The sequence below is a fragment of the Achromobacter sp. ACM05 genome (assembly GCF_019218915.1).
Lineage (GTDB): Bacteria > Pseudomonadota > Gammaproteobacteria > Burkholderiales > Burkholderiaceae_B > Achromobacter > Achromobacter animicus.
In genome coordinates, this window is the sequence record NZ_JAHUWQ010000001.1 from 2,250,142 (window position 1) to 2,270,979 (window position 20,838).

Genomic DNA, 20,838 nt, shown 5'->3' on the forward strand with positions numbered 1-20,838 from the left:
GATAAGGCCGCCCCTTCGAGGGCGGCTTTTTGCTTTCCGCCTCCCGTCCTTCGGGACCTGCACTTTTCTGCATATTCCGCTTGACGCTCCAAATCGCCTGCACTAATCTGCATAATAATTCATGTAGTGCAGTATTTTTCCTGTCCGAGCACAGGGCGTATGAGGAGACACACTATGAGCAGCCCCATCAGCCGGGTCGACTTTCGAACCGATCCCGCCCAGTACCGGCATTGGCGCCTGTCCTTCGACGGTGCGGTCGCGACACTGGCCATGGATGTCGCCGAAGACGGCGGCCTGCGCCCGGGCTACAAGCTCAAGCTCAATTCGTACGACCTGGGCGTCGACATCGAACTGCACGACGCCCTGCAGCGCATCCGCTTCGAACATCCGGAAGTGCGCAGCGTGGTCGTCACCAGCATGAAGGACCGGATCTTCTGTTCCGGCGCCAACATCTTCATGCTGGGGTTGTCCACCCACGCCTGGAAGGTGAACTTCTGCAAGTTCACCAACGAAACCCGTAACGGCATCGAAGACTCCAGCCGCCACGGCGGCTTGAAGTTCATCGCCGCGCTGAACGGCGCGTGCGCGGGCGGCGGGTACGAACTGGCGCTGGCCTGCGACGAAATCCTGCTGATCGACGACCGTTCGTCGTCCGTGGCCCTGCCCGAAGTGCCGCTGCTGGGCGTGCTGCCCGGCACGGGCGGCCTGACCCGCGTCACGGACAAGCGCCGCGTGCGGCACGATCATGCTGACATCTTCTGCACGCTGGTCGAGGGCGTGCGCGGGCAACGCGCCAAGGACTGGCGGCTGGTGGACGACGTGGTCAAGCCAGCCCGCTTCGAGGAAGAAGTCCGTGCCCGCGCCCTGGCGCTGGCGCAGGACAGCCACCGCCCGGCCGGCGAGCAGGGCGTGTCGCTGACGCCGCTGCAACGCACCGAGACCGAGACCAGCCTGTCCTATCGCTACGTCGACGTGCAGCTCGATCGCGAAAAGCGTCAGGCGACGTGGACGGTTCGCGCGCCGCAAGGCCGCGTCGAAACGGAATTGCAGGACATCGTTGCCGCAGGCGCCGCCTGGTGGCCGCTGCAGATGGCGCGCGAACTGGATGACGCCATCCTGTCGATGCGCACCAACGAGCTGGACATTGGCACCTGGATCCTGAAGACCGAGGGCGACGCCGAGGCGGTGCTTGCGGCCGACGCGGCGCTGGAACGGCACGCCGACCACTGGTTCGTGCGCGAGACCGCCGGCATGCTGCGCCGCACGCTGGCGCGGCTGGACGTGACGTCGCGCAGCCTGTTCGCGCTGATCGAACCGGGCTCGTGCTTTGCCGGCACGCTGCTGGAACTGGCGCTGGCTGCGGACCGCACCTACATGCTGGACGTGGAGGACGACGAAGCCATCGACGCCCCGCCGCCGCAGATCGTGGTGGGCGAGCGCAATTTCGGCGCGTACCCCATGGTGAACGGCCAGAGCCGCTTGCAACGGCGCTTTTACGGCGAGGCGCAGCCGCTGGAAGCGGTGCGCGCGCAGGCCGGCCGCAGCCTGCCGGCATCCGCCGCGCTGGAGCTGGGCCTCATCACCTACGCGCCCGACAGCATCGACTGGGACGACGAAGTGCGGCTGGCGCTGGAAGAGCGCCGCGCGCTGTCGCCCGATGCGTTGACCGGCCTGGAAGCCAACTTGCGCTTCGGCGGGCAGGAAACCATGGAAACCCGCATCTTCGGCCGGCTGACCGCCTGGCAGAACTGGATCTTCAACCGCCCCAATGCGGCGGGCGACAAGGGTGCGCTCAAGCTGTACGGCAAGGGCGAGCAGGCGGCATTCGACTGGAACCGCGTCTAGGCGGCAAGCGTTCGGCCAACGGGCGGCCAGGCGTCATGCGCGCCGGCCCGGTGGTCCTGAGACCCAAGCGCCGCGCGGCTGGCGCCCCATTCCAAGAATCAGGAGAGAGACATGTCCGGCATCAACTACACCGACAAGATTCCCAACAACGTCAACCTGTCCGGCGACCGTACGTTGCAGCGTGCGCTGGAGCACTGGCAGCCCAATTACCTGCAATGGTGGCAGGACATGGGGCCTGATGGCTCGCATGGTTTCGACGTCTATCTGCGCACGGCGGTCAGCGTCGAGCCCGACGGCTGGGCGCACTTCAACCATGTGCGCATGCCGGATTACCGCTGGGGCATCTTCCTGGCGCCGCAGGACGGCCAGCGCAAGATCCATTTCGGCGAGAACATCGGCCGCGACGTGTGGCAGGACGTGCCGGGCGAACACCGCGCCAACCTGCGCCGCATCATCGTCACGCAGGGCGACACGGAACCGGCGTCGATCGAGCAGCAGCGCCATCTGGGCCTGACCGCGCCGTCGCAGTACGACCTGCGCAACCTGTTCCAGATCAACGTCGAAGAAGGGCGGCATCTGTGGGCGATGGTTTACCTGCTGCACCGTTACTTTGGACGCGACGGACGCGAGGAAGCCGATGCGCTGCTGCAGCGCAGCTCGGGCGATTCCGACAACCCGCGCATCCTGGGCGCCTTCAACGAGAAGACGCCCGACTGGCTGGCGTTCTACATGTTCACGTACTTCACCGACCGCGACGGCAAGTTCCAGTTGTGCGCGCTGGCCGAATCCAGCTTCGATCCGCTGGCCCGCACGACCAAGTTCATGCTGACCGAGGAAGCGCACCACATGTTCGTCGGCGAGTCCGGCATCTCGCGCGTCATCCAGCGCACCTGCGAAGTGATGAAGGAACTGAAGACCGACGATCCGCAAGCCGTGCGCGCGGCCGGCGTGATCGACCTGCCCACCATCCAGCGCTACCTGAACTTCCACTACAGCGTCACCATCGACCTCTTCGGCGCGGACCAGTCGTCCAATGCCGCCATCTTCTACGGCTCGGGCCTGAAGGGCCGCTACGAAGAGACCAAGCGCAACGACGACCATCAGCTCAAGAACGACACTTATCGCGTGCTGAACGTCAGCAACGGCAAGCTGACGGAGATCGAGGTGCCGATGCTCAACGCGCTGAACGAAGTGCTGCGCGACGACTTCATCCGCGACTCGGTGGCCGGCATCGGCCGCTGGAACAAGGTCATCGAAAAGAGCGGCCTGGCCTTTCGCCTGCAGGTGCCGCACAAGGCGTTCAACCGCCAGATCGGCACGCTGGCCGGCATCCGCATGTCGCCCGAAGGCGAGATCGTGTCCGAATCGCAATGGCAGGCCAACCAGCGCAAGTGGCTGCCCACGCCGGAAGATCGCGCGTTCGTCGCATCGCTGATGGGCCGGGTCACGGAACCGGGCAAATTCGCCAACTGGATCGCGCCGCCCGTCATGGGCGTCAACCGCCAGCCGGTGAATTTCGAGTACGTGCGTTTCAACTGATGGCCGCGCGGGCCGCGCGCCCGCGCGTTTGGGAGGACGGCGATGAACGCCCCATTACCGGTGGAAGTCCTGAAGCAGCATCTGATCGATCCCGAGATCTGCATCCGCTGCAATACCTGCGAAGAGACCTGTCCAGTCGATGCGATCACGCACGATTCGAACAACTACGTGGTGGATCCGGAGATCTGCAACGGCTGCATGGCCTGCGTGCCGCCGTGCCCGACGGGTTCCATCGACAACTGGCGGCTGGTGGTGCGCGCCGAGGCCTATTCCGTGCAGGACCAGTTAGGCTGGGAAGAGCTGCCGCAGGAAAAGTCGTTGCCGCTGGATGCTGCTGGTGCGGACGATGCCGCGCAGCAGGCCGCCGCGGATCCGCAGGCTGAACCGGCAGCGCCGCCGGCGACGCTTGTGACGCCCGGCGCGGCCGTCCCCCCGTGGTCTGCCGCGCACCCCTATGTGAATCTCTACACGCACAAGACGCCGATTACCGCAACGGTGGTGGGCAACTACCGCGTCACCGGCGCCGACACGGAAAGCGACATCCACCACATCGTGCTGGACTTCGGCGAGCAGCCGTTTCCGGTGCTGGAAGGGCAGTCGATCGGCATCCTGCCGCCGGGCGTGGACGCGATGGGCCGGCCGCATCACGCGCGCCAGTATTCGCTGGCCAGCCCGCGCGATGGCGAACGCGCGGGCTACAACAACCTGTCGCTGACGGTAAAGCGCGTCACGCAGGATCACGGCGGAGAGGCCGCGCACGGTGTCTGCTCAAACTATCTGTGCGACCTGGCGAAGAACGACACGGTGCAGGTGATTGGCCCGTTCGGCCACACCTTCCTGATGCCGAATCATCCGAAGGCCAACCTCATCATGATCTGCACGGGCACAGGTTCTGCGCCGATGCGCGCCATGACGGAGCGCAGCCGCCGCCTGATCGGCACGGCAGACATCGGCAAGCTCATGCTTTTCTTCGGCGCGCGCACCGAACGCGAGCTGCCTTACTTCGGGCCGTTGATGAAGCTGCCGCGTGATTTCATCGACATCAACCTGGCGCTATCGCGCGAACCCGGCCAGCCCAAGCGCTATGTGCAGGATCTGATCCGCGAGCGCGCCGCGCAAGTCCGAGGATTGCTGGCCGACCGCAACACCTGCATCTACGTCTGCGGCCTGAAGGGCATGGAGGTCGGCGTGCTGGACGCGTTGCGCGAAGTGGTGGTGCAGTCGGGCGAGGATTGGTCTATCCTGCATGAAGCGCTGCGCCGTGAAGGCCGGCTGCACTTCGAGACTTACTGACCACAACAACAGTTGCGTGACGATCGGCGCGCCTGGGCGCGCCGGTTTCGTTTGCACGGGGAAAAACAACATGAAGTTCGCGGAATTCAAGGACGGCATGGTGATCAAGGGCGGGCCGGTCACCGTGACGGAAGCGGAGATCCTGGCGTTTGCCCGCCAATTCGATCCCCAGTGGTTTCACACCGATCCGCAGCGCGCCGCGGAAGGCCGGTGGGGCGGCCTCATCGCCAGCGGTTGGCACACCTGCGCGCTGGCCATGCGCATGGCGGTCGACGCCGCCCTGCATGATTCCGAATCCTTCGGTTCGCCCGGCCTGGGCGAAGTCCGCTGGCGCACGCCGGTCCGCCCTGGCGACACCCTGCACCTGCACGCGCGCGTGCAAGGCGCGCGCCACTCGTCCTCGCGCCCGGATCTGGGCATCATCAACTGGGCGTGGACGGTCGTGAACCAGCACGACGAAAGCGTGCTGGAAATGGACGCGACCAGCCTGTTCGACCTGTCCGGCAACAACTAGGCGCGGCTTTCGTCTACCGCTTGCCCGCCTGCTTGAGAATGGAGGCCCCTTCCGGGCCGGCCGCCGCTTTCCAGGCGTTGATCGATTCCTTGGATGCGTCCTGCAACGCCTTGCGCACCGCGGGCGGCACGGCAGTGTTGATGGCCACGCCATTCTTGCGCATGTTCGCGTAGTTCTGCTGCAGCCGGCCTTCGATGCGTTTCCACTGCTCGGTCTCGGTCTGCGCGGCCGCCTGGTCAATGGCCTTGCTCGACCGCGCATCCAGCGCTTCGTACGCCTTCAGATTCATCGTCGCCACCGAGATCGGCATGGCGTAGTTGATCTCCGCGAAGTGGGGCAGATACTCCCACAACTTGCGGCCCGCGCCACCGTCGCCGGAGGACAGCACCGCATTGACCTCGCCCGACGCGATGCGCGGCATGGCGTCCGCAAACGAGATGTTCTCCGCGCGCGCGCCGGCACGCTGCATGACGTCCTGCGACGTGGCGTCATAGGTGCGGATGGTCAGGCGCTTCAGCGCCGCCACGCTGTCCACCTTCTGCTTGGACCAGATGCCCGACGCCGGCCACGGCGTGGTGTAGAGCAGCTTCTGGCCATGCGCAGCCAGCAGCTTCTCGTACGCCGGACGGGCGGCCTTGTTGAGGTTGCGCGCCTTGGACAGCGAGTCCGCCAGGAAGGGCAGGGACGACACGCCGAACAGCGGATACTTCGTGGCCAACGCGCCGGCGAAGGCGTCGCCCGCATCCACCTTGCGCGTTTGAACCGCGTCGATCATGTCGCCGGACTTGATGCCCTTGGCCGCGTCGAAACTCGTGTCGATGATGACGTTGCCCGCCGACTTGGCGCGCACCAGCTCGGCAAACGTGGACACGCCTTGGCCCGGCATGGAGGTGGCCGGGTACTCGGTGGTCATGGTGAGCGTCGTGGCGGCCTGAGCGCCGTGGGCAACGAAAGCCATGGCGATGACTGCCGCCAGGCGCAGGGGGGTGATGCCTTGCATGCGCGACTCCTCGTAAAGGGACCCGTGAAGCGTAAGAGGTATACAGGCGTACGCCTAGTCGGGCTTACGGCAATGCGCAGGCGGGACGGGATCGGGCGTATGGCTTATTGCATTCGGACATAAAAAAGCCGCCTACGCAGGCGGCTTCCTTCGCTACATGAGGCAGGCGATCAATAAAACGCCTGGATGCCCGTCTGCGCACGGCCCAGGATCAGGGCGTGCACGTCGTGCGTGCCTTCGTAGGTGTTGACCACTTCCAGGTTCACCAGGTGGCGGGCGACGCCGAACTCGTCGGAGATGCCGTTACCGCCGAGCATGTCGCGCGCCAGGCGGGCGATGTCCAGCGCCTTGCCGCACGAGTTGCGCTTCATGATCGAGGTGATTTCGACGGCGGCGGTGCCTTCGTCCTTCATGCGGCCCAGGCGCAGGCAGCCTTGCAGGGCCAGCGTGATTTCGGTTTGCATGTCAGCCAGCTTCTTCTGGATGAGCTGGTTGGCGGCCAGGGGGCGGCCGAACTGCTTGCGGTCCAGGGTGTACTGGCGGGCGGTGTGCCAGCAGGCCTCGGCGGCGCCGACAGCGCCCCAGGCGATGCCGTAGCGGGCGGAGTTCAGGCAGGTGAACGGGCCCTTCAGGCCGGACACGCCGGGCATCATCTGGTCGGCGGACACTTCCACTTCGTCCATGACGATTTCGCCGGTGATCGACGCGCGCAGGCCGACCTTGCCGTGGATGGCGGGTGCCGACAGGCCCTTCATGCCCTTTTCAAGGATGAAGCCGCGGATCTTGCCGTCGAAGTCGCCGCCGACGCACTTGGCCCACACCACGAACACGTCCGCGATGGGCGAGTTGGTGATCCACATCTTGTTGCCGCTGACCTTGTAGCCGTCGGCCGTTTTGACGGCGCGGGTTTCCATGCCGTTGGGGTCGGAGCCGTGGTTGGGTTCGGTCAGGCCGAAGCAGCCGATCCATTCACCGCGCGCCAGCTTGGGCAGGTACTTCTTCTTTTGTTCTTCGGAGCCGAATTCGTTGATCGGCACCATCACCAGCGAGGACTGCACGCTCATCATCGAGCGGTAGCCGGAGTCGACGCGTTCGACTTCACGGGCGATCAGGCCGTAGCTGACGTAGTTCAGGCCGGCGCCGCCGTATTCGACGGGGATCGTGGCGCCCAGGAGGCCCAGTTCGCCCATTTCGGAGAAGATCTCGGGATCGGTCTTCTCGTTGCGGAAGGCGTTGAGCACGCGGGGAGCCAGCTTGTCCTGCGAGTAGGCGTAGGCGGCATCGCGCACCATACGCTCTTCGTCGGTCAGTTGCTGGTCCAGCAACAGAGGATCTTGCCAGTGGAATGAGGGGTTCGAGGACATGCTGGGTCTCCGCTATGGATTTCCGTGATCGGAATCTGGAAAGTTTAAACTTAAAATAATTCGGGCGGCAAGTTGGGGTTTGCACGGCGGCGCGCCAGGGCGCGCCGCCGGTGGGGTTGCCGGCTATTCCGCCCGTGCAGGGTTCAGTGTTGGGCCTTCAGCGCCGCCTCGCGGATCTTCTCGAGGGTCGTGGACGGGCTGATGGTTTCCGGGTCGATGAAGCAGTGCAGGATTGCGGGCTTGCCGCTGGCCAATGCCCGTTCAAAGGCCGGACCAAACTGTTCGGTGGTTTCCACGCGTTCGCCGTGGCCGCCAAAGGCGCGCGCGTAGTCGGCGAAATTGGGGTTCTTGAGCTCGGTCGCGGAAATGCGGCCCGGGTAGTGCTTTTCCTGGTGCATGCGGATCGTGCCGTACATGCCGTTGTCCACCAGGATCACGACGATGGGCAGGTCATACTGCACCGCCGTCGCGAATTCCTGGCCGTGCATCAGGAAGCAGCCGTCGCCCGCAAAGCACACCACGGTCTTGTCGGGCCAGACGCGCTTGGCGCCAACGGCCGCCGGCAGGCCGTAGCCCATGGATCCGGACGTGGGGGCCAGTTGAGTGCCAAAGCGCGTGAAGCGGTGGAAGCGATGCAGCCAGGTGGCGTAGTTGCCCGCGCCGTTGGTCATGATGGCATCGGCCGGCAACGTCTTTTCCAGGTACGCCATCACTTGGCCCAACTGCAGCGCGCCGGGCGTGGTGACGGTTTCGGGGTCGCTCCATTTCAGGTACGACTCGCGCATGGCCTTGGTGCCGTCGACCCAGACCGGAGTGGCGGGCGCCTTCAGGTCCGCCAGCGACGCGGCAAAGGCGGACGGCGAGGTGTTGATGGCCAGGGTAGGGCGGTACACACGGCCCAGCTCGGCGGCATCGGGATGCACGTGCACCAGCTTTTGCTTGGGCACCGGAATATCCAGCAGCGTGTACGCCTGGCTGGGGTTTTCCGACATGCGGCCGCCCACCAGCAGGATCAGATCGGCGTCGGCCACGCGCTTGAGCAGGGCGGGATTGATGCCCAGGCCCACGTCGCCGATGAAGCACGGATGATCGGCCGGGAACAGCATCTGGCGGCGGAACGACACGGCGGTCGGCAGCGCGTGGCGTTGTGCGAAGTCGGCAAATTCCTGCACGGCGCGCGCGTCCCAGCGCGTGCCGCCCAGAATGGCGACCGGGTTCTTCGCATCGGCCAGCAGTTTTTCCAAGTCGGCCAGCTGGCCGGCGGTGGGGGCGGATTCAATCACTTCGTAGCGCGGCGCGTCGGCCACCTTGGCGGCCTCGACCAGCATGTCTTCCGGCAGCGCGATCACCACCGGGCCGGGGCGGCCGGACGTGGCGATGTGGAAAGCGCGCGAGATCAGTTCGGGAATGCGTTCGACCTGGTCGATCTCGGTCACCCACTTGGCCTGCGTGCCGAACACGGCGCGGTAGTCCATTTCCTGGAAGGCTTCGCGCTCGCGCATGCCGCGCTCGATCTGGCCCACGAACAGGATCATCGGCGACGAGTCCTGCTTGGAAATGTGCACGCCGGCCAGCGCATTGGAGGCGCCCGGACCGCGCGTCACCATGCAGATGCCGGGCTCGCCGGTCAGCTTGCCGTGCGCGTCGGCCATCATGGCCGCGCCGCCTTCCTGACGGCACACCGTGACCTTGATGTCGGCATCGTGCAGGCCGTCCAGCACCGCCAGATAGCTTTCGCCGGGGACACAAAAGACATGTTTGACGCCATGGGCGACCAGTTGGTCGACCAGAATGTGACCGCCAAGGCGGGAATCTTGCTGGGGCATGGTGGTGTCGTGGTTAGCCTAGGGTAGAACTCCCGAGCATATGTTCCCTGGGCGCACAACGCAATTGATAAAATTGCACATTCTGTTGATCCCCCGGCACGTGGCGGCTGGTGCGCCGCAGCATGCGGGCGCACGGCGGCGGGCCGGACTTCCGGCGGTATTTCCATGAGAAACGGCATCCCCAATCTGACGGCCCTGCAGGCGTTCGAGGCCTCGGCCCGGCTGGGCAGCTTTTCGCGCGCCGCCGAAGAACTGTCGCTGACGCACAGCGCCGTCTACCGTCAGGTGGCCAGCCTGGAAGCGCGGCTGGGCGTGCAACTGTTCACGCGGGTGCGCCGCCGCATCGTGCTGACCGATCACGGCGCCGAATACGCCGGCCGGATCCGTCACCATCTTGATCAGATCGAAAAGGACACCTTTGGTCTCGTCAGCCGGACCGGCATGGGGCGCAGCATCCACATCGCCGTCGTGCCCACGCTGGCCACCACCTGGCTGATCCCGCGTCTGGCCGATTTCCAACGCGAGCACGGCGACATCACCGTCAGCTTGTCTGTGCGCACCCTGCCGTTTCAATTCAAGGACCAGCCATTCGACGGCGCGCTGTATCACGGGGACGGACTCTGGCCCGGCACGCAGGGTGGGCTGCTGTTTCCGGAACGCGAACTGGTGCCGGTCTGCGCGCCCGAATTGGCGGCGCGCGTGGCGGAACAGGGCGGCGGCGCGCTGACCGGGATGACGCATCTGCATCTGGCCTCGCGGCCCGACGCCTGGCGCCAGTGGTATACGGCCAATGGATATCTGTATGGACCGCAGGCGGCTGGCGGCCCGCGCTACGAGCTCTTCACCATGGTGATGGCGGCGGTGCAGGCCGGGCTTGGCGTCGGGCTGATGCCGCGCTTTCTGGCGCAGCCCGCGCTGGACCAGGGCGCGCTTGCCATGCCGGTGGCGCAGTCGCTGGCGGTCAGCCAGGGGTATTACTTCGGCTATCCGCAACGCAGCGAACGGTCCGATGCGCTGAAGGTATTCGAGGCCTGGCTCAAGTCCGCCGCGGCAGGCGTGGGCGAGCGCCTGCCCGGCCGCGCCGCGCCGTAGAATCCCGCCATGTCCACCGCCCGCCAGCCGCTTGCCTCCCAGGCCGATATCGACGCCTTCATCGACGCCGTGTGGCTCGAAGACGGCCTGTCCGCCAACACTCTGGCCGCCTACCGGCGCGACCTGACCGGTTTTGCCCGCTGGCTTGAAGACCCCGACGCCTACGCCCGGGAACTGGCCGACCGGCACGGCGAGCCGGCGCGTGCCCAGATCCTGCCCGCCGGCCCGGCCAAGCCGATCCGCGATGCGCAGAAGGCCGATATCGAGGCCTGGTTTGCCTTCCGTCACGAAGAAACCCGCGCCACCACCGCCAACCGCCGGCTGGCCGCGCTGCGCCGCTTCTACGCCTGGGCGCTGCGCGAACACCGCGCCGAGCGCGATCCCTGCCTGACGCTGGTCGCCGCCAAGCAGCCGCCGCGCATGCCCAAGACGCTGTCCGAGCAACAGGTGGACGCGCTGCTGCGCGCGCCCGACGTCAGCCAGCCGCGCGGGCTGCGCGACCGCGCCATGCTCGAGACCCTGTACGCCACGGGCCTGCGTGTGTCCGAGCTGGTCGGCGTGCGAGCTTTGGACGTCAGCCTGAACGAAGGCGTGGTGCGCGTGGTCCTGGGCAAGGGCGGCAAGGACCGCCTCGTGCCGCTGGGCGCCGAAGCCGCGCACTGGATTTCGCAGTACCTGGCCACGGCACGCCCCGAATTGGCCGCCGGCCGCGTCAGCGATGCGCTCTTCATCACCAGCCGCGCCGAGGCGATGTCGCGGCAGGCGTTCTGGCAACTCGTCAAGAAGTACGCTGTGCTCGCCGGCGTCAATGCGCCCTTGTCGCCCCATGTGCTGCGCCACGCCTTCGCCACGCATCTGCTGAACCATGGCGCCGACCTGCGTGTCGTGCAGATGCTGCTGGGCCACGCGGACATTTCCACCACGCAGATCTACACCCATGTGGCGCGCGAACGCCTGAAGGCGCTGCACGCGGCCCATCATCCACGCGGCTGACCGCCGCCATCTCCCTACCCACCGGCACAAAAATGAGCAAAGCCCGCCACGTCTCCGAAACGCCCGCCACTCAATTCCTCAAGCAGCACAAGGTGGCCTATTCCGAACACACGTATGACTACGTCGATCACGGCGGCGCCGGCGAAGCCGCGCGCCAGCTCGGTCTGGACCCGCACGCCGTCGTGAAGACGCTGGTGATGGAGGACGAATCGGCCAAGCCGCTGATCGTGGTCATGCACGGCGACCGCGAAGTCTCCACCAAGAACCTGGCGCGCCAGGCGGGCCTGAAAAAGGTCGAGCCCTGCAAGCCCGAGGTTGCGCAGCGCCATTCCGGCTATCAGGTGGGCGGCACGTCGCCGTTCGGCACGCGCAAGAAGATGCCGGTGTGGGTGGAAGCCGACGTGCTGGAGTATCCCGTGGTCTACATCAACGGCGGGCGGCGCGGCTATCTGGTGGGCATCGATCCGAAGGTGCTGGTGGACCTGCTGGGCGCGAAACCGGTGACGGTGGCGCTGGAGTAGAGAGGGAACCCGGTGGTATCCCGCTACCACCTGGTCCGCTGGCGCGGCGGGCACAATGGGACAAGAACACCAAGAACCGGAGCCCGATCCGCGGGCAAGCAACCGGACGCCACCCTCATCCCACGGAGACAATCATGAGCAAACGACTGTTGATGCTGGTCGGCGACTACGCCGAAGACTACGAAACCATGGTGCCGTTCCAGACGCTGCTGACCGTCGGCCACACGGTGCATGCGGTCTGCCCGGACAAGAAGGCGGGCGACACGGTGGCCACGTCGATCCATGATTTCGAAGGCGCGCAGACCTACACCGAAAAGCGCGGCCACAACTTCACGCTGAACTACGACTTCGATCGCGTCGAGCCCTCGTCCTACGACGGCCTGGTGATCCCCGGCGGGCGCGCGCCCGAGTACCTTCGCCTGAATGAAAAGGTGCTGGAGATCGTGCGGCATTTCGACAAGGCCAACAAGCCCATCGCCGCCGTCTGCCACGGCGCGCAGATCCTGGCTGCGGCCGACGTGCTGAAGGGCAGGACCTGCTCGGCGTACCCCGCCTGCGCACCCGAGGTCCGGCTGGCGGGCGGCACCTACGCCGAGATCGCCGTCGACCAGGCCTACACGGATGGCAACCTGGTATCGGCGCCCGCCTGGCCCGCGCATCCGGCCTGGATGGCGCAGTTCCTGGCGGTGCTGGGCACCAAGATCACGCACTGACTGGGATCACGCACTGAGCGCGGCGCGCGGGCGCCGCGCTCAGCTGTCGACGATCATGTTCCTTACGTCGCCGCCTCCGAGAAGCGCAGTCCAACGATTCCGATGAACGCCAGGCCAAGGAAGCAGGCCCGGGTCCAGTTCATCTCATCCTGAAACACCAGCACGCCGACAAGCACCAGCCCGATCGTTCCAATGCCGGTCCAGATGGCATAAGCCATCCCCATGGGCAATGCGCGCAAGGCCAGCGCCAGCAGGTAGATGCTGCCCAACCCCGCCATCACGGCGATGATGCTTGGCCCAGGCTTGGTCCAACCCGCATTCAGTTTGAGCGAAAGACCCATCACTATCTCCAAGGCTGCGGCAAGGAACAGATAAGTCCACGCCATGGCTCAGCCCTTGGTGGAAGCAGACCGGTTGGGGGCAGCACGGGAAGCCGGCTTGTTCGCCAGAAGCCCCGCCTGTACCGCAGGCCGCGCAGCGATCACATCCAGCCAGCGCTGGACACGCGGATAAGGCTTGATGTCCAGGTCCAACTCGTCCCAGGTTCTCAGCCAGGTGAATGCGGCGATATCGGCGATGCTGTAGTTTTCCGAGGCGATGAAGGCGGATTCGCTCAGGCGGGTATCCACGACCTGATAAAGCCGAAGCGATTGCTTCCGGTATCGCTGTATCGCCTCGGCATTGCCCGTTCTCGAGGCATGCAGAAACCACCACAGCTGCCCCAGCATCGGGCCTATGCCGTCAATCTGGAAATGCAGCCACTGCTGCACAGCAACGCTTTCGGCCTGCGTTTCGGGCTGCAGACATCCCGTTTGCGACGACAGATAGGAAAGGATGGCGCCCGACTCGAAGACGGCCAGGCCGGCTTTTCGATCAACGATGGCGGGAATCTTGCCGTTGGGGTTGATCTTGAGGAACTCCGGTTGATGCTGGTCGCCCTTTTCAAGATCAAGATCGAACTGCTCATAGGTCAGTCCGGCTTCTTTGAGAAAGATGCTGACCTTCTGCCCGTTGGGGGTGTCTGCGGTGTAGAACGCGAGATCGGCCTGTGTCATGTCTATCCTTGTCGATGAATAGCGTTGCATTTGCAATCGTTGCAAATGCAATCGTAGGACACGATGCCGCGTCGTGCAAGACGTTCATCAACAGAGGTCAGCCATGCGATCGCAGCGTCTTCGCTCGCCCGCGTTCACGCCGCAAAGACGGCAGGCGGCGTCTGCATGTCTTGAACAACTTGCCTGCCAGCTTCAGTTGCCTTGCGCGCGGGCAACGGCAGCGGCCTGGTCCAGCGCCGCGGCAAACTTGCTTTGCTCTTCGGCACTGAACTGGCTCAGAAACACTTCGGCAACGGTTCCTTCGTAGACCTTCCACATCTTCTTGCGCAGCGCGCGGCCTTCCTTCGTGATGGTGGCGAACGCGGCGCGGCCATCTTCAGCCGAGCGCGCGCGCTGGACCAGGCCCTCTTGCTCCAGGCGGTCGACCAGCCGCGTGAGGTTGTAGCGTTCGATCGCCAGCGCGTCGGCCAGTTCGTGCATCCGTCGTGTGCCGCCTGGCCCGCTTTCCAGTCCCCAAAGAACGTCGTACCAGGCATAGACGGGCAGCTTGGCCGCTGCCAGGCGGCTTTCGACCTCGCGGATCATCAAACGATGGGCGCGCACAAACGAGAACCAAAGATCCGCTCCGTCTTTCGCCATGGCAAGGCTCCTTTCGAGTTTTAGTTGCATTTGCAATTCTAGCTGAACTAGAATTGCGACCCGTACGATTGCATTTGCAATTCATGGATTGAACGTTGGTGACTGCGCCACGCCCGTCTGGCTGGTCAGCCGCAGCCCCGCTTCAACCCGTCATTTTCCCTGGAGGACCGCCATGAATCACCCCCTCGCCCTGGTCGACGTCGACCCGCTGGAAACTCGAGAGTGGCTGGAAGCGCTGGAGGCTGTCACGACGGTCGAAGGCCGTTCGCGCGCCCACTACCTGATCGACCGGCTTACCGACTTCGACGCCAGCCGGCACGGTGATATGCATGGCCGCGTCACCAGCGCCTACGTCAACACCATCGGCAAAGACCGGCAGCCCGCCTACCCGGGCGACATCGGCATCGAACAGCGCCTGAATGCCTACATTCGCTGGAATGCGATGGTCATGGTGTTGCGCGCCGGCAAGCATTCCAACGTCGGCGGACACATTGCCACCTACCAGTCCGCCGCCGTGCTCTATGACGTGGGTTTCAACCACTTCTTCCGGGGACGTACCGAGACATTCGGCGGCGACATGGTCTACATCCAGGGCCATTCCGCACCGGGCATTTACGGACGCGCCTATCTGGAGGGGCGCATCACCGAAGCGCAGCTGGACAACTTCCGCCGCGAGGCGGGACGCAATGGCCTGTCCTCCTACCCCCACCCGCGCCTGATGCCCGACTTCTGGCAGTTCCCCACCGTGTCGATGGGTCTGGGTCCGCTGACCGCCGCCTATCAGGCGCGGTTCATGCGCTATCTCGAATACCGCGGGTTGCTGGAGCACCAGGGCCGCAAGGTGTGGGCTTTCCTGGGTGACGGCGAGATGGACCAGCCGGAATCGCTGGCCGCCATCTCGGTCGCGGGGCGCGAACGCCTCGACAACCTGATCTTCGTCGTCAACTGCAATCTGCAACGTCTGGACGGCCCGGTGCGGGGCAACAGCAAGATCGTGCAGGAACTCGAAGGCACCTTCCGGGCCGCAGGCTGGAACGTCATCAAGGTGCTGTGGGGCAGCGGTTGGGACGATCTGCTCAAGCACGACACGAGCGGGCTGCTGCGCCAACGCATGATGGAATGCGTGGACGGCGAATATCAGACCTTCAAGTCGCAAAGCGGCGCCTATGTGCGCGAACACTTCTTCGGCAAGTATCCCGAGCTGCTGGCGTTGGTGGCGCACCTGTCGGACGACGAGATCTGGGCGCTGACACGCGGCGGCCATGACCCGGAGAAGGTGCATGCGGCCTACGCACAAGCCGTCAGCACGGAAGGCCGGCCCACGGTCGTCCTGGTCAAGACCGTCAAGGGATTCGGCATGGGCGAGGCTGGCGAAGGCCAGAACATCAACCACCAGTTAAAGAAGATGAGCGCAGACGCCGTGCGTGCGTTCCGTGATCGCTTTTCGCTGCCGGTGCCCGATGACGAGCTCGAAGCCATGCCCTACCTGAAACCCGCGCCCGCCAGCGAAGAAGCCCGCTACTTCGCACAACGCCGGGCTGCGCTGGGCGGCTATGTTCCGTCGCGCTCCGGCAAGGTTGCGCCGCTGGCGGTGCCGCCGCTCAGCGCCTTCGCCACGCAATTGAAAGACAGTGGCGAGCGCGGGGTTTCGACCACCATGTCTTTCGTGCGCATCCTGACCACGCTGCTCAAGGACCCCAACCTGGGCAAGCTGGTGATTCCTATCGTGCCGGATGAATCGCGCACTTTCGGCATGGAAGGCCTGTTCCGCCAGATCGGCATCCATTCATACCTGGGGCAGCTCTATACCCCGCAGGATGCGGGCCAGTTGAGCTACTACAAGGAGGCCAAGGACGGTCAGATCCTGCAGGAGGGCATCAATGAGTCCGGGGCGATTTCATCTTGGATCGCGGCGGGCACGGCCTATAGCAATCATGGACTGCCAGCCATCCCGTTCTACATCTTCTATTCCATGTTCGGCCTGCAGCGTGTCGGCGATCTGGCCTGGGCCGCCGCCGATGCGCGCACACGCGGCTTCCTGCTGGGCGCCACGTCGGGCCGTACGACGCTGATGGGAGAAGGCCTGCAGCACGACGACGGCCATAGCCATGTGCTGTCGTCGGTCATCCCGAACTGCGTTTCGTATGACCCGACCTATGCGTACGAACTGGCGGTCATCATCCAGGACGGCTTGCGGCGCATGTACGCGGAACAGGAAGATATCTACTACTACATCACCCTGCTCAACGAGAACTATCCGAATCCTGCGCTGCCCGAAGGCAGTGAAGCCGGCATTCTCAAGGGACTCTACCTGCTGCGGGACGGTCAACAACAGGACGCCGTGTCGAAGCCGGCCAGCAAGCCGCATGTGCAACTGATGGGCAGCGGCTCGATCCTGCGCGAAGTCATTGCCGCAAGTGAACTGCTGGAACAGGACTTCGGCATCTCCAGTGACGTATGGAGCGCCACCAGCCTGACCGAATTGCGCCGTGACGGGCTGGCCGCCGAGCGTTGGAACCTGCTGCATTCCGAAGACGAGCCGCGTATTCCGTACGTCCAGCAATGCTTGCAGGGCCGGGCCGGCCCCGTCGTCGTGGCGACCGACTACATGAAGATCATCGGCGACCAGATCCGTCCCTTCGTCACTGGCCGCCGGTTCGTCACCCTTGGCACGGACGGGTTCGGCCGCTCGGACACCCGCGAATCACTGCGCACTTTCTTCGAGGTGGATCGTCATTTCATCGTGCTGGCAGCCGTCAAGGCGCTGGCTGACGAGGGCGTCGTCCCGCGGCAGAAGATCGGTGAGGTCATCAGCCGTTATGACATCGACGTGGATAAAGTGGACCCGGCCTCGGTCTAGGCCAAGGCGAAGGCGACACCACAGGGGCGCGCTTCAATGATCGTCGACGTCAGTCCGCGTCGATCACCCGCCCCGGGTTGAACAACCCCAGCGGATCGAACAGGCGCTTGATGCTTGCCATCATCGCCATCTCGTTGGCCGGCTTGTACCGGCCGATCGAACCCACCCGCAGCTGTCCCACGCCATGCTCGGCGGAGATCGACCCGTTCATGCGCGCCACCACGTCGTACACCGCGCCCGAAACCGCCTTCTCCGAATTGCGCATGGCCTGGTAAGCCGACGCATCCGCGCCGGGCGGCGTCGACACGTTGTAGTGCAAGTTGCCGTCGCCCACATGGCCGAACACGAAGATGCGGGCATTGGGCAACACGCGATGCACCGCCGTCTGCGCGGCGTCGATGAATTCCCCGATGCGCGAGATCGGCAGCGAAATGTCGTGCTTGATGTTCTCGCCGTCGATGGATTGCGCTTCGGGCAGGTGATGCCGGATCTGCCAGAACGAGGCCGACTGCGCCAGGGTCGACGCAATGGCCGCATCCGTGACGATGCCCGCCTCGAAGGCCGCTTCCATCAGCGCTTCGAACCGCTCCGTGGCATGGGCCGCGCTTTCGGCGTCGCTGGATTCCAGCAACACGTAGTACGGCGCCTTGGCAGGCACGGGGCTGCGGGCGCCGGGCGTATGTTGCAGCACCAGCTCTACGGCCGGACCGCTGATCAGTTCAAAGGCCGTCAGGCTGGCCGACAGATACGACTGCGCCAGCGACAGCAGTTGCACCGCGCTCTGCGGGTCCGGTACGGCGGCAAAGGCCGTCATCTGCGCGGCGGGGCGCGGATACAGCTTGACGGTGGCGGCCGTGATGATGCCCAGTGTGCCCTCCGCGCCGATGAAAAGCTGCTTCAGGTCGTACCCGGTGTTGTCCTTGCGCAGCCCGCGCAGTCCGTTCCAGATCTGCCCGTCGGGCGTCACCACTTCCAGGCCCAGGCACAGGTCCCGCGCATTGCCATAGCGCAGCACCTGAATCCCGCCGGCGTTGGTGGCCAGGTTGCCGCCCAGCGTGCAGCTCCCTTCCGCGCCCAGGCTCAACGGAAACAGCCGGTCCGCCTGCGCAGCAGCCTCCTGCACGTTGGCCAGCACGGCGCCCGCTTGCGCGGTCAACGTGTTGTTGTAGCGGTCCACGTCCAGGATGGCGCTCATGCGGGCCAGCGACAGCACGATGCTGTGTCCGCCGCCGTCCGGCACGCTGCCGCCGACCAGGCCTGTGTTGCCCCCTTGCGGATAGATGGCGACGCGGCGCTCCCGGCACCAATTCACCAGCTTGGCCACGTCCTCGGTGCTGTCGGGCTGCGCCAGCGCCAAGGTGCGGCCCGTCCACCGCTTGCGGTAGTCGGTCAGGTGCGGCGCCAGGGCGTCGGCGTCGTCCAGCACGCGCCCCTGAAAAGCGGCGCGTAAAGAGGCTTTGATGTCTTCGTCAGGCATGGCCGGCTCGTTCGTCGCGTCAGTTGGCGGAAGCGCCGGCGGCTTGCACCACGGCTTTCCATTTCTCGATCTCGGTGCCGATGAAGGCGTTGAATTCCGCCGGACCCTTGACGGTAGGCACCGCGCCCAGCTCGATCACGCGCTTCTGCATATCGGGGTCGGCCATGGCCTTCTCGATGGCCTGATCGATGCGGTTTACGATGGGCGCCGGCGTGCCTGCCGGGGCCAGCACGCCAAACCACGAGCCCGCCTCGAAATCGGGCACGCCGGCCTCGGCCATGGTGGGCACGTCGGGCAGATTGGTGCTGCGTTCCGCGCTGGTCACGGCCAACGCGCGCAGCGTGCCGTTCTTGATGAAAGGCAGCGAGGTCGGCAGGTTGTCGAACATCAGATGCACCTGTCCGCCGACCAGATCCGTCACCGCCGCGGCGCTGCCCTTGTACGGCACGTGCACCATGTCGACACCCGTGCGGCTCTTGAACATTTCGCCCGACAGATGGATCGAGCTGCCCGCGCCGCTGGACGCAAAGCTCAGCTTGCCCGGATTCTTCTTGCCGTACTCGATCAGTTCCTGCACGGACTTCACGGGCAGGCTGGCCGTCACGGCCAGCACGTTCGGCACGGACGCCACCAGCGTGATCGGCGCAAAATCCGCCGGCTTGAACCGGATGTCCTTGTAGATGGCGTAGTTGATGGCCTGCGTGCCCACCGTGCCCATCAACAGCGTGTAGCCGTCGGCATCGGCGCGCGCCACGAAGTCCGCGGCAATGTTGCCCGCCGCGCCCGGACGGTTTTCCACCACGACGGGTTGACCTACCGCTTTCTCGATGTGCGGCGCAATCAGCCGGGCCACCACGTCGGTGTTTCCGCCCGCCGAAAACGGGATGACCATGCGGATGGGTTTGGTCGGCCAGTTATCCGCCGCGCTCGCGCCCGCCGACGCCGCCAGTGCGACCAGACCCGCGCACGCGTAGGCAATGCTCTGCTTGGTGCTCTTGAACATGTTGTCTCCTTGCTTATGGTTTTTGATGTTCGGTACTGCAGTGCATCCCGAAACGCCGCGGGAACACGGCGCTCGGGAAATTCGGTCAACCCGCTTCGGCGAGCGTGCGCTTCAGGCGTTCAAGCAGCAGATCGATCTCGGCGTGGTCGGTCGCGTCCAGCTTCGGACCCGGCCGGCGCATGCCCGCATGCTTGATCGCGCCGCGGCGCTTCATGATCTCCTTGCGGACGGCGACGCCCCACTGGCTCTGGTTCTCGTAGCTCAGCAACGGCAGGTAGCGGTCGAATACCGCGTGGGCTTCGTCGACACGGCCCGCCGTGTATAGCGCATAGACCTGCGACAGCATCTCGGGATGCGAGAACCCGGCCATCGGCCCATCGATGCCGCGGCCCATTTCCAGCGGCAGGAACATCGCGTTGTTGCCGGTCAGGATGGCGACGCGGCGGCCGGGCAGGGCGCGCAGCTTGGTGATCTTGGTGATGCTGGGCAGGTCCTCTTCCTTGACCGCCTGGATTTGCGGGTGACGCTCGATCAACTGGCCAATCACCGGCACCGACATCCAGGTGCCTGTCGAAAACGGAAAGTCCTGCAGCACCGTCGGCACATTCCCGATACGGTCGAACACGGCCTCGAAGTAGGACAACACTTCCTGCTCGGTGCGCAACCCGCCTGGCGGCGCGATCATGACGCCCGCGGCGCCCGCGTCCATCACCTGACCGGTGAGCTCGGCCATCTGGGCCACGCTGCTGTTGCTGACGCCCACCACGATCGGCTTGTTCCTGGCGCGCGCGATGAATCGCGACGCCACCGCCAGCGATTCCGCCGGCGTGAGCTTGTTGGCCTCGCCGGCAACGCCCAGCACGGTCAGGCCATTGGCGCCGTGCGAAAAATAGAAGTCGGTCAGCGAGTCGACGCTCTCCAGGTCGATAGCGCCGTTCTCCTGAAAGGGCGTCTGCGCAACGATGTAAACGCCACGGGCTTGGTCAAGCATGTTGTCTCCTGATCTTGGTATGAATATCTGAAAATATTAGCGCTAATATTTTATTAGCGCTAATATTTTTGATAGGGAGATTCCCCAGGAAATGCGATGTTTCCGCTCAGATC

At 65.0% G+C, this 20,838-nt stretch carries 18 protein-coding genes; 9 read left to right on the forward strand and 9 right to left on the reverse strand.

Annotated features, from left to right (window positions below):
* Positions 1-174: 174 nt before the first annotated feature.
* From boxC to KW836_RS10280, 4 genes are all read left to right on the forward strand, one after another.
* Positions 175-1,845, forward strand: coding sequence for a 2,3-epoxybenzoyl-CoA dihydrolase (gene boxC / locus KW836_RS10265; protein ID WP_218343160.1), 1,671 nt, complete (start codon positions 175-177; stop codon positions 1,843-1,845).
* A gap of 111 nt (positions 1,846-1,956) precedes the next feature.
* Positions 1,957-3,384, forward strand: coding sequence for a benzoyl-CoA 2,3-epoxidase subunit BoxB (gene boxB, locus KW836_RS10270; RefSeq protein ID WP_218343161.1), 1,428 nt, complete (start codon positions 1,957-1,959; stop codon positions 3,382-3,384).
* A 42-nt stretch (positions 3,385-3,426) separates the two neighbouring features.
* On the forward strand, positions 3,427-4,677 hold the full coding sequence (gene boxA, locus KW836_RS10275; protein ID WP_218343162.1) for a benzoyl-CoA 2,3-epoxidase subunit BoxA: 1,251 nt from the start codon (positions 3,427-3,429) through the stop codon (positions 4,675-4,677).
* 70 nt (positions 4,678-4,747) lie between these two features.
* Positions 4,748-5,191: a MaoC family dehydratase gene (locus tag KW836_RS10280; RefSeq protein WP_175125896.1), complete on the forward strand. Its 444-nt coding sequence runs from the start codon at positions 4,748-4,750 to the stop codon at positions 5,189-5,191.
* Positions 5,192-5,204: 13 nt separating this feature from the next.
* On the opposite strand, the gene KW836_RS10285 is transcribed toward KW836_RS10280, so the two are convergent.
* The 3 genes from KW836_RS10285 to KW836_RS10295 form a co-directional block, all read right to left on the reverse strand.
* Positions 5,205-6,191: a TRAP transporter substrate-binding protein gene (locus KW836_RS10285; protein WP_218343163.1), complete on the reverse strand. Its 987-nt coding sequence runs from the start codon at positions 6,189-6,191 to the stop codon at positions 5,205-5,207.
* Positions 6,192-6,361: 170 nt separating this feature from the next.
* Positions 6,362-7,555: an acyl-CoA dehydrogenase gene (locus tag KW836_RS10290; RefSeq protein WP_056570859.1), complete on the reverse strand. Its 1,194-nt coding sequence runs from the start codon at positions 7,553-7,555 to the stop codon at positions 6,362-6,364.
* 143 nt (positions 7,556-7,698) lie between these two features.
* Complete coding sequence (locus KW836_RS10295) at positions 7,699-9,381, reverse strand: thiamine pyrophosphate-binding protein (protein WP_218343164.1); 1,683 nt, start codon at positions 9,379-9,381, stop codon at positions 7,699-7,701.
* Between the two features lie 165 nt (positions 9,382-9,546).
* Here KW836_RS10295 and KW836_RS10300 point away from each other — a divergent pair, with 165 nt between their 5' ends.
* From KW836_RS10300 to KW836_RS10315, 4 genes are all read left to right on the forward strand, one after another.
* Positions 9,547-10,473, forward strand: coding sequence for a LysR substrate-binding domain-containing protein (locus KW836_RS10300; protein WP_218343165.1), 927 nt, complete (start codon positions 9,547-9,549; stop codon positions 10,471-10,473).
* A gap of 9 nt (positions 10,474-10,482) precedes the next feature.
* Positions 10,483-11,466 (forward strand): site-specific tyrosine recombinase XerD, encoded by a 984-nt coding sequence (gene xerD, locus KW836_RS10305; RefSeq protein ID WP_218343166.1) that lies wholly within the window; start codon positions 10,483-10,485, stop codon positions 11,464-11,466.
* A gap of 32 nt (positions 11,467-11,498) precedes the next feature.
* Positions 11,499-11,987 (forward strand): Cys-tRNA(Pro) deacylase, encoded by a 489-nt coding sequence (gene ybaK, locus KW836_RS10310; RefSeq protein WP_175125901.1) that lies wholly within the window; start codon positions 11,499-11,501, stop codon positions 11,985-11,987.
* A gap of 134 nt (positions 11,988-12,121) precedes the next feature.
* Positions 12,122-12,700 (forward strand): DJ-1/PfpI family protein, encoded by a 579-nt coding sequence (locus KW836_RS10315; RefSeq protein WP_175125902.1) that lies wholly within the window; start codon positions 12,122-12,124, stop codon positions 12,698-12,700.
* A gap of 62 nt (positions 12,701-12,762) precedes the next feature.
* Here KW836_RS10315 and KW836_RS10320 read toward each other — a convergent pair whose 3' ends face one another.
* From KW836_RS10320 to KW836_RS10330, 3 genes are all read right to left on the reverse strand, one after another.
* A complete protein-coding gene (locus KW836_RS10320) occupies positions 12,763-13,086 on the reverse strand; it encodes a multidrug efflux SMR transporter (protein ID WP_191575964.1) in 324 nt (107 codons plus the stop codon).
* A gap of 3 nt (positions 13,087-13,089) precedes the next feature.
* Positions 13,090-13,755: a glutathione S-transferase family protein gene (locus tag KW836_RS10325; protein ID WP_218343167.1), complete on the reverse strand. Its 666-nt coding sequence runs from the start codon at positions 13,753-13,755 to the stop codon at positions 13,090-13,092.
* Positions 13,756-13,947: 192 nt separating this feature from the next.
* Positions 13,948-14,394, reverse strand: coding sequence for a MarR family winged helix-turn-helix transcriptional regulator (locus tag KW836_RS10330; protein ID WP_218343168.1), 447 nt, complete (start codon positions 14,392-14,394; stop codon positions 13,948-13,950).
* 172 nt (positions 14,395-14,566) lie between these two features.
* Here KW836_RS10330 and aceE point away from each other — a divergent pair, with 172 nt between their 5' ends.
* Positions 14,567-17,254 carry a pyruvate dehydrogenase (acetyl-transferring), homodimeric type gene (gene aceE / locus KW836_RS10335; RefSeq protein WP_218343169.1) on the forward strand — a complete coding sequence of 896 codons (2,688 nt, stop codon included), beginning with the start codon at positions 14,567-14,569 and terminating at the stop codon, positions 17,252-17,254.
* 49 nt (positions 17,255-17,303) lie between these two features.
* On the opposite strand, the gene KW836_RS10340 is transcribed toward aceE, so the two are convergent.
* The 3 genes from KW836_RS10340 to KW836_RS10350 form a co-directional block, all read right to left on the reverse strand.
* On the reverse strand, positions 17,304-18,731 hold the full coding sequence (locus KW836_RS10340) for an FAD-binding oxidoreductase (protein ID WP_218343170.1): 1,428 nt from the start codon (positions 18,729-18,731) through the stop codon (positions 17,304-17,306).
* A 19-nt stretch (positions 18,732-18,750) separates the two neighbouring features.
* A complete protein-coding gene (locus KW836_RS10345) occupies positions 18,751-19,734 on the reverse strand; it encodes a tripartite tricarboxylate transporter substrate binding protein (RefSeq protein WP_218343171.1) in 984 nt (327 codons plus the stop codon).
* 85 nt (positions 19,735-19,819) lie between these two features.
* Positions 19,820-20,725, reverse strand: coding sequence for a dihydrodipicolinate synthase family protein (locus tag KW836_RS10350; protein ID WP_218343172.1), 906 nt, complete (start codon positions 20,723-20,725; stop codon positions 19,820-19,822).
* Positions 20,726-20,838 lie beyond the last annotated feature (113 nt).

Coding starts and splice junctions, on each gene's coding strand:
- boxC (WP_218343160.1), top strand. CDS start 175: ATGAGCAGCCCCATCAGCCGGGTCGACTTTCGAACCGATCCCGCCCAG.
- boxB (WP_218343161.1), top strand. CDS start 1,957: ATGTCCGGCATCAACTACACCGACAAGATTCCCAACAACGTCAACCTG.
- boxA (WP_218343162.1), top strand. CDS start 3,427: ATGAACGCCCCATTACCGGTGGAAGTCCTGAAGCAGCATCTGATCGAT.
- KW836_RS10280 (WP_175125896.1), top strand. CDS start 4,748: ATGAAGTTCGCGGAATTCAAGGACGGCATGGTGATCAAGGGCGGGCCG.
- KW836_RS10285 (WP_218343163.1), bottom strand. CDS start 6,191: ATGCAAGGCATCACCCCCCTGCGCCTGGCGGCAGTCATCGCCATGGCT.
- KW836_RS10290 (WP_056570859.1), bottom strand. CDS start 7,555: ATGTCCTCGAACCCCTCATTCCACTGGCAAGATCCTCTGTTGCTGGAC.
- KW836_RS10295 (WP_218343164.1), bottom strand. CDS start 9,381: ATGCCCCAGCAAGATTCCCGCCTTGGCGGTCACATTCTGGTCGACCAA.
- KW836_RS10300 (WP_218343165.1), top strand. CDS start 9,547: ATGAGAAACGGCATCCCCAATCTGACGGCCCTGCAGGCGTTCGAGGCC.
- xerD (WP_218343166.1), top strand. CDS start 10,483: ATGTCCACCGCCCGCCAGCCGCTTGCCTCCCAGGCCGATATCGACGCC.
- ybaK (WP_175125901.1), top strand. CDS start 11,499: ATGAGCAAAGCCCGCCACGTCTCCGAAACGCCCGCCACTCAATTCCTC.
- KW836_RS10315 (WP_175125902.1), top strand. CDS start 12,122: ATGAGCAAACGACTGTTGATGCTGGTCGGCGACTACGCCGAAGACTAC.
- KW836_RS10320 (WP_191575964.1), bottom strand. CDS start 13,086: ATGGCGTGGACTTATCTGTTCCTTGCCGCAGCCTTGGAGATAGTGATG.
- KW836_RS10325 (WP_218343167.1), bottom strand. CDS start 13,755: ATGACACAGGCCGATCTCGCGTTCTACACCGCAGACACCCCCAACGGG.
- KW836_RS10330 (WP_218343168.1), bottom strand. CDS start 14,394: ATGGCGAAAGACGGAGCGGATCTTTGGTTCTCGTTTGTGCGCGCCCAT.
- aceE (WP_218343169.1), top strand. CDS start 14,567: ATGAATCACCCCCTCGCCCTGGTCGACGTCGACCCGCTGGAAACTCGA.
- KW836_RS10340 (WP_218343170.1), bottom strand. CDS start 18,731: ATGCCTGACGAAGACATCAAAGCCTCTTTACGCGCCGCTTTTCAGGGG.
- KW836_RS10345 (WP_218343171.1), bottom strand. CDS start 19,734: ATGTTCAAGAGCACCAAGCAGAGCATTGCCTACGCGTGCGCGGGTCTG.
- KW836_RS10350 (WP_218343172.1), bottom strand. CDS start 20,725: ATGCTTGACCAAGCCCGTGGCGTTTACATCGTTGCGCAGACGCCCTTT.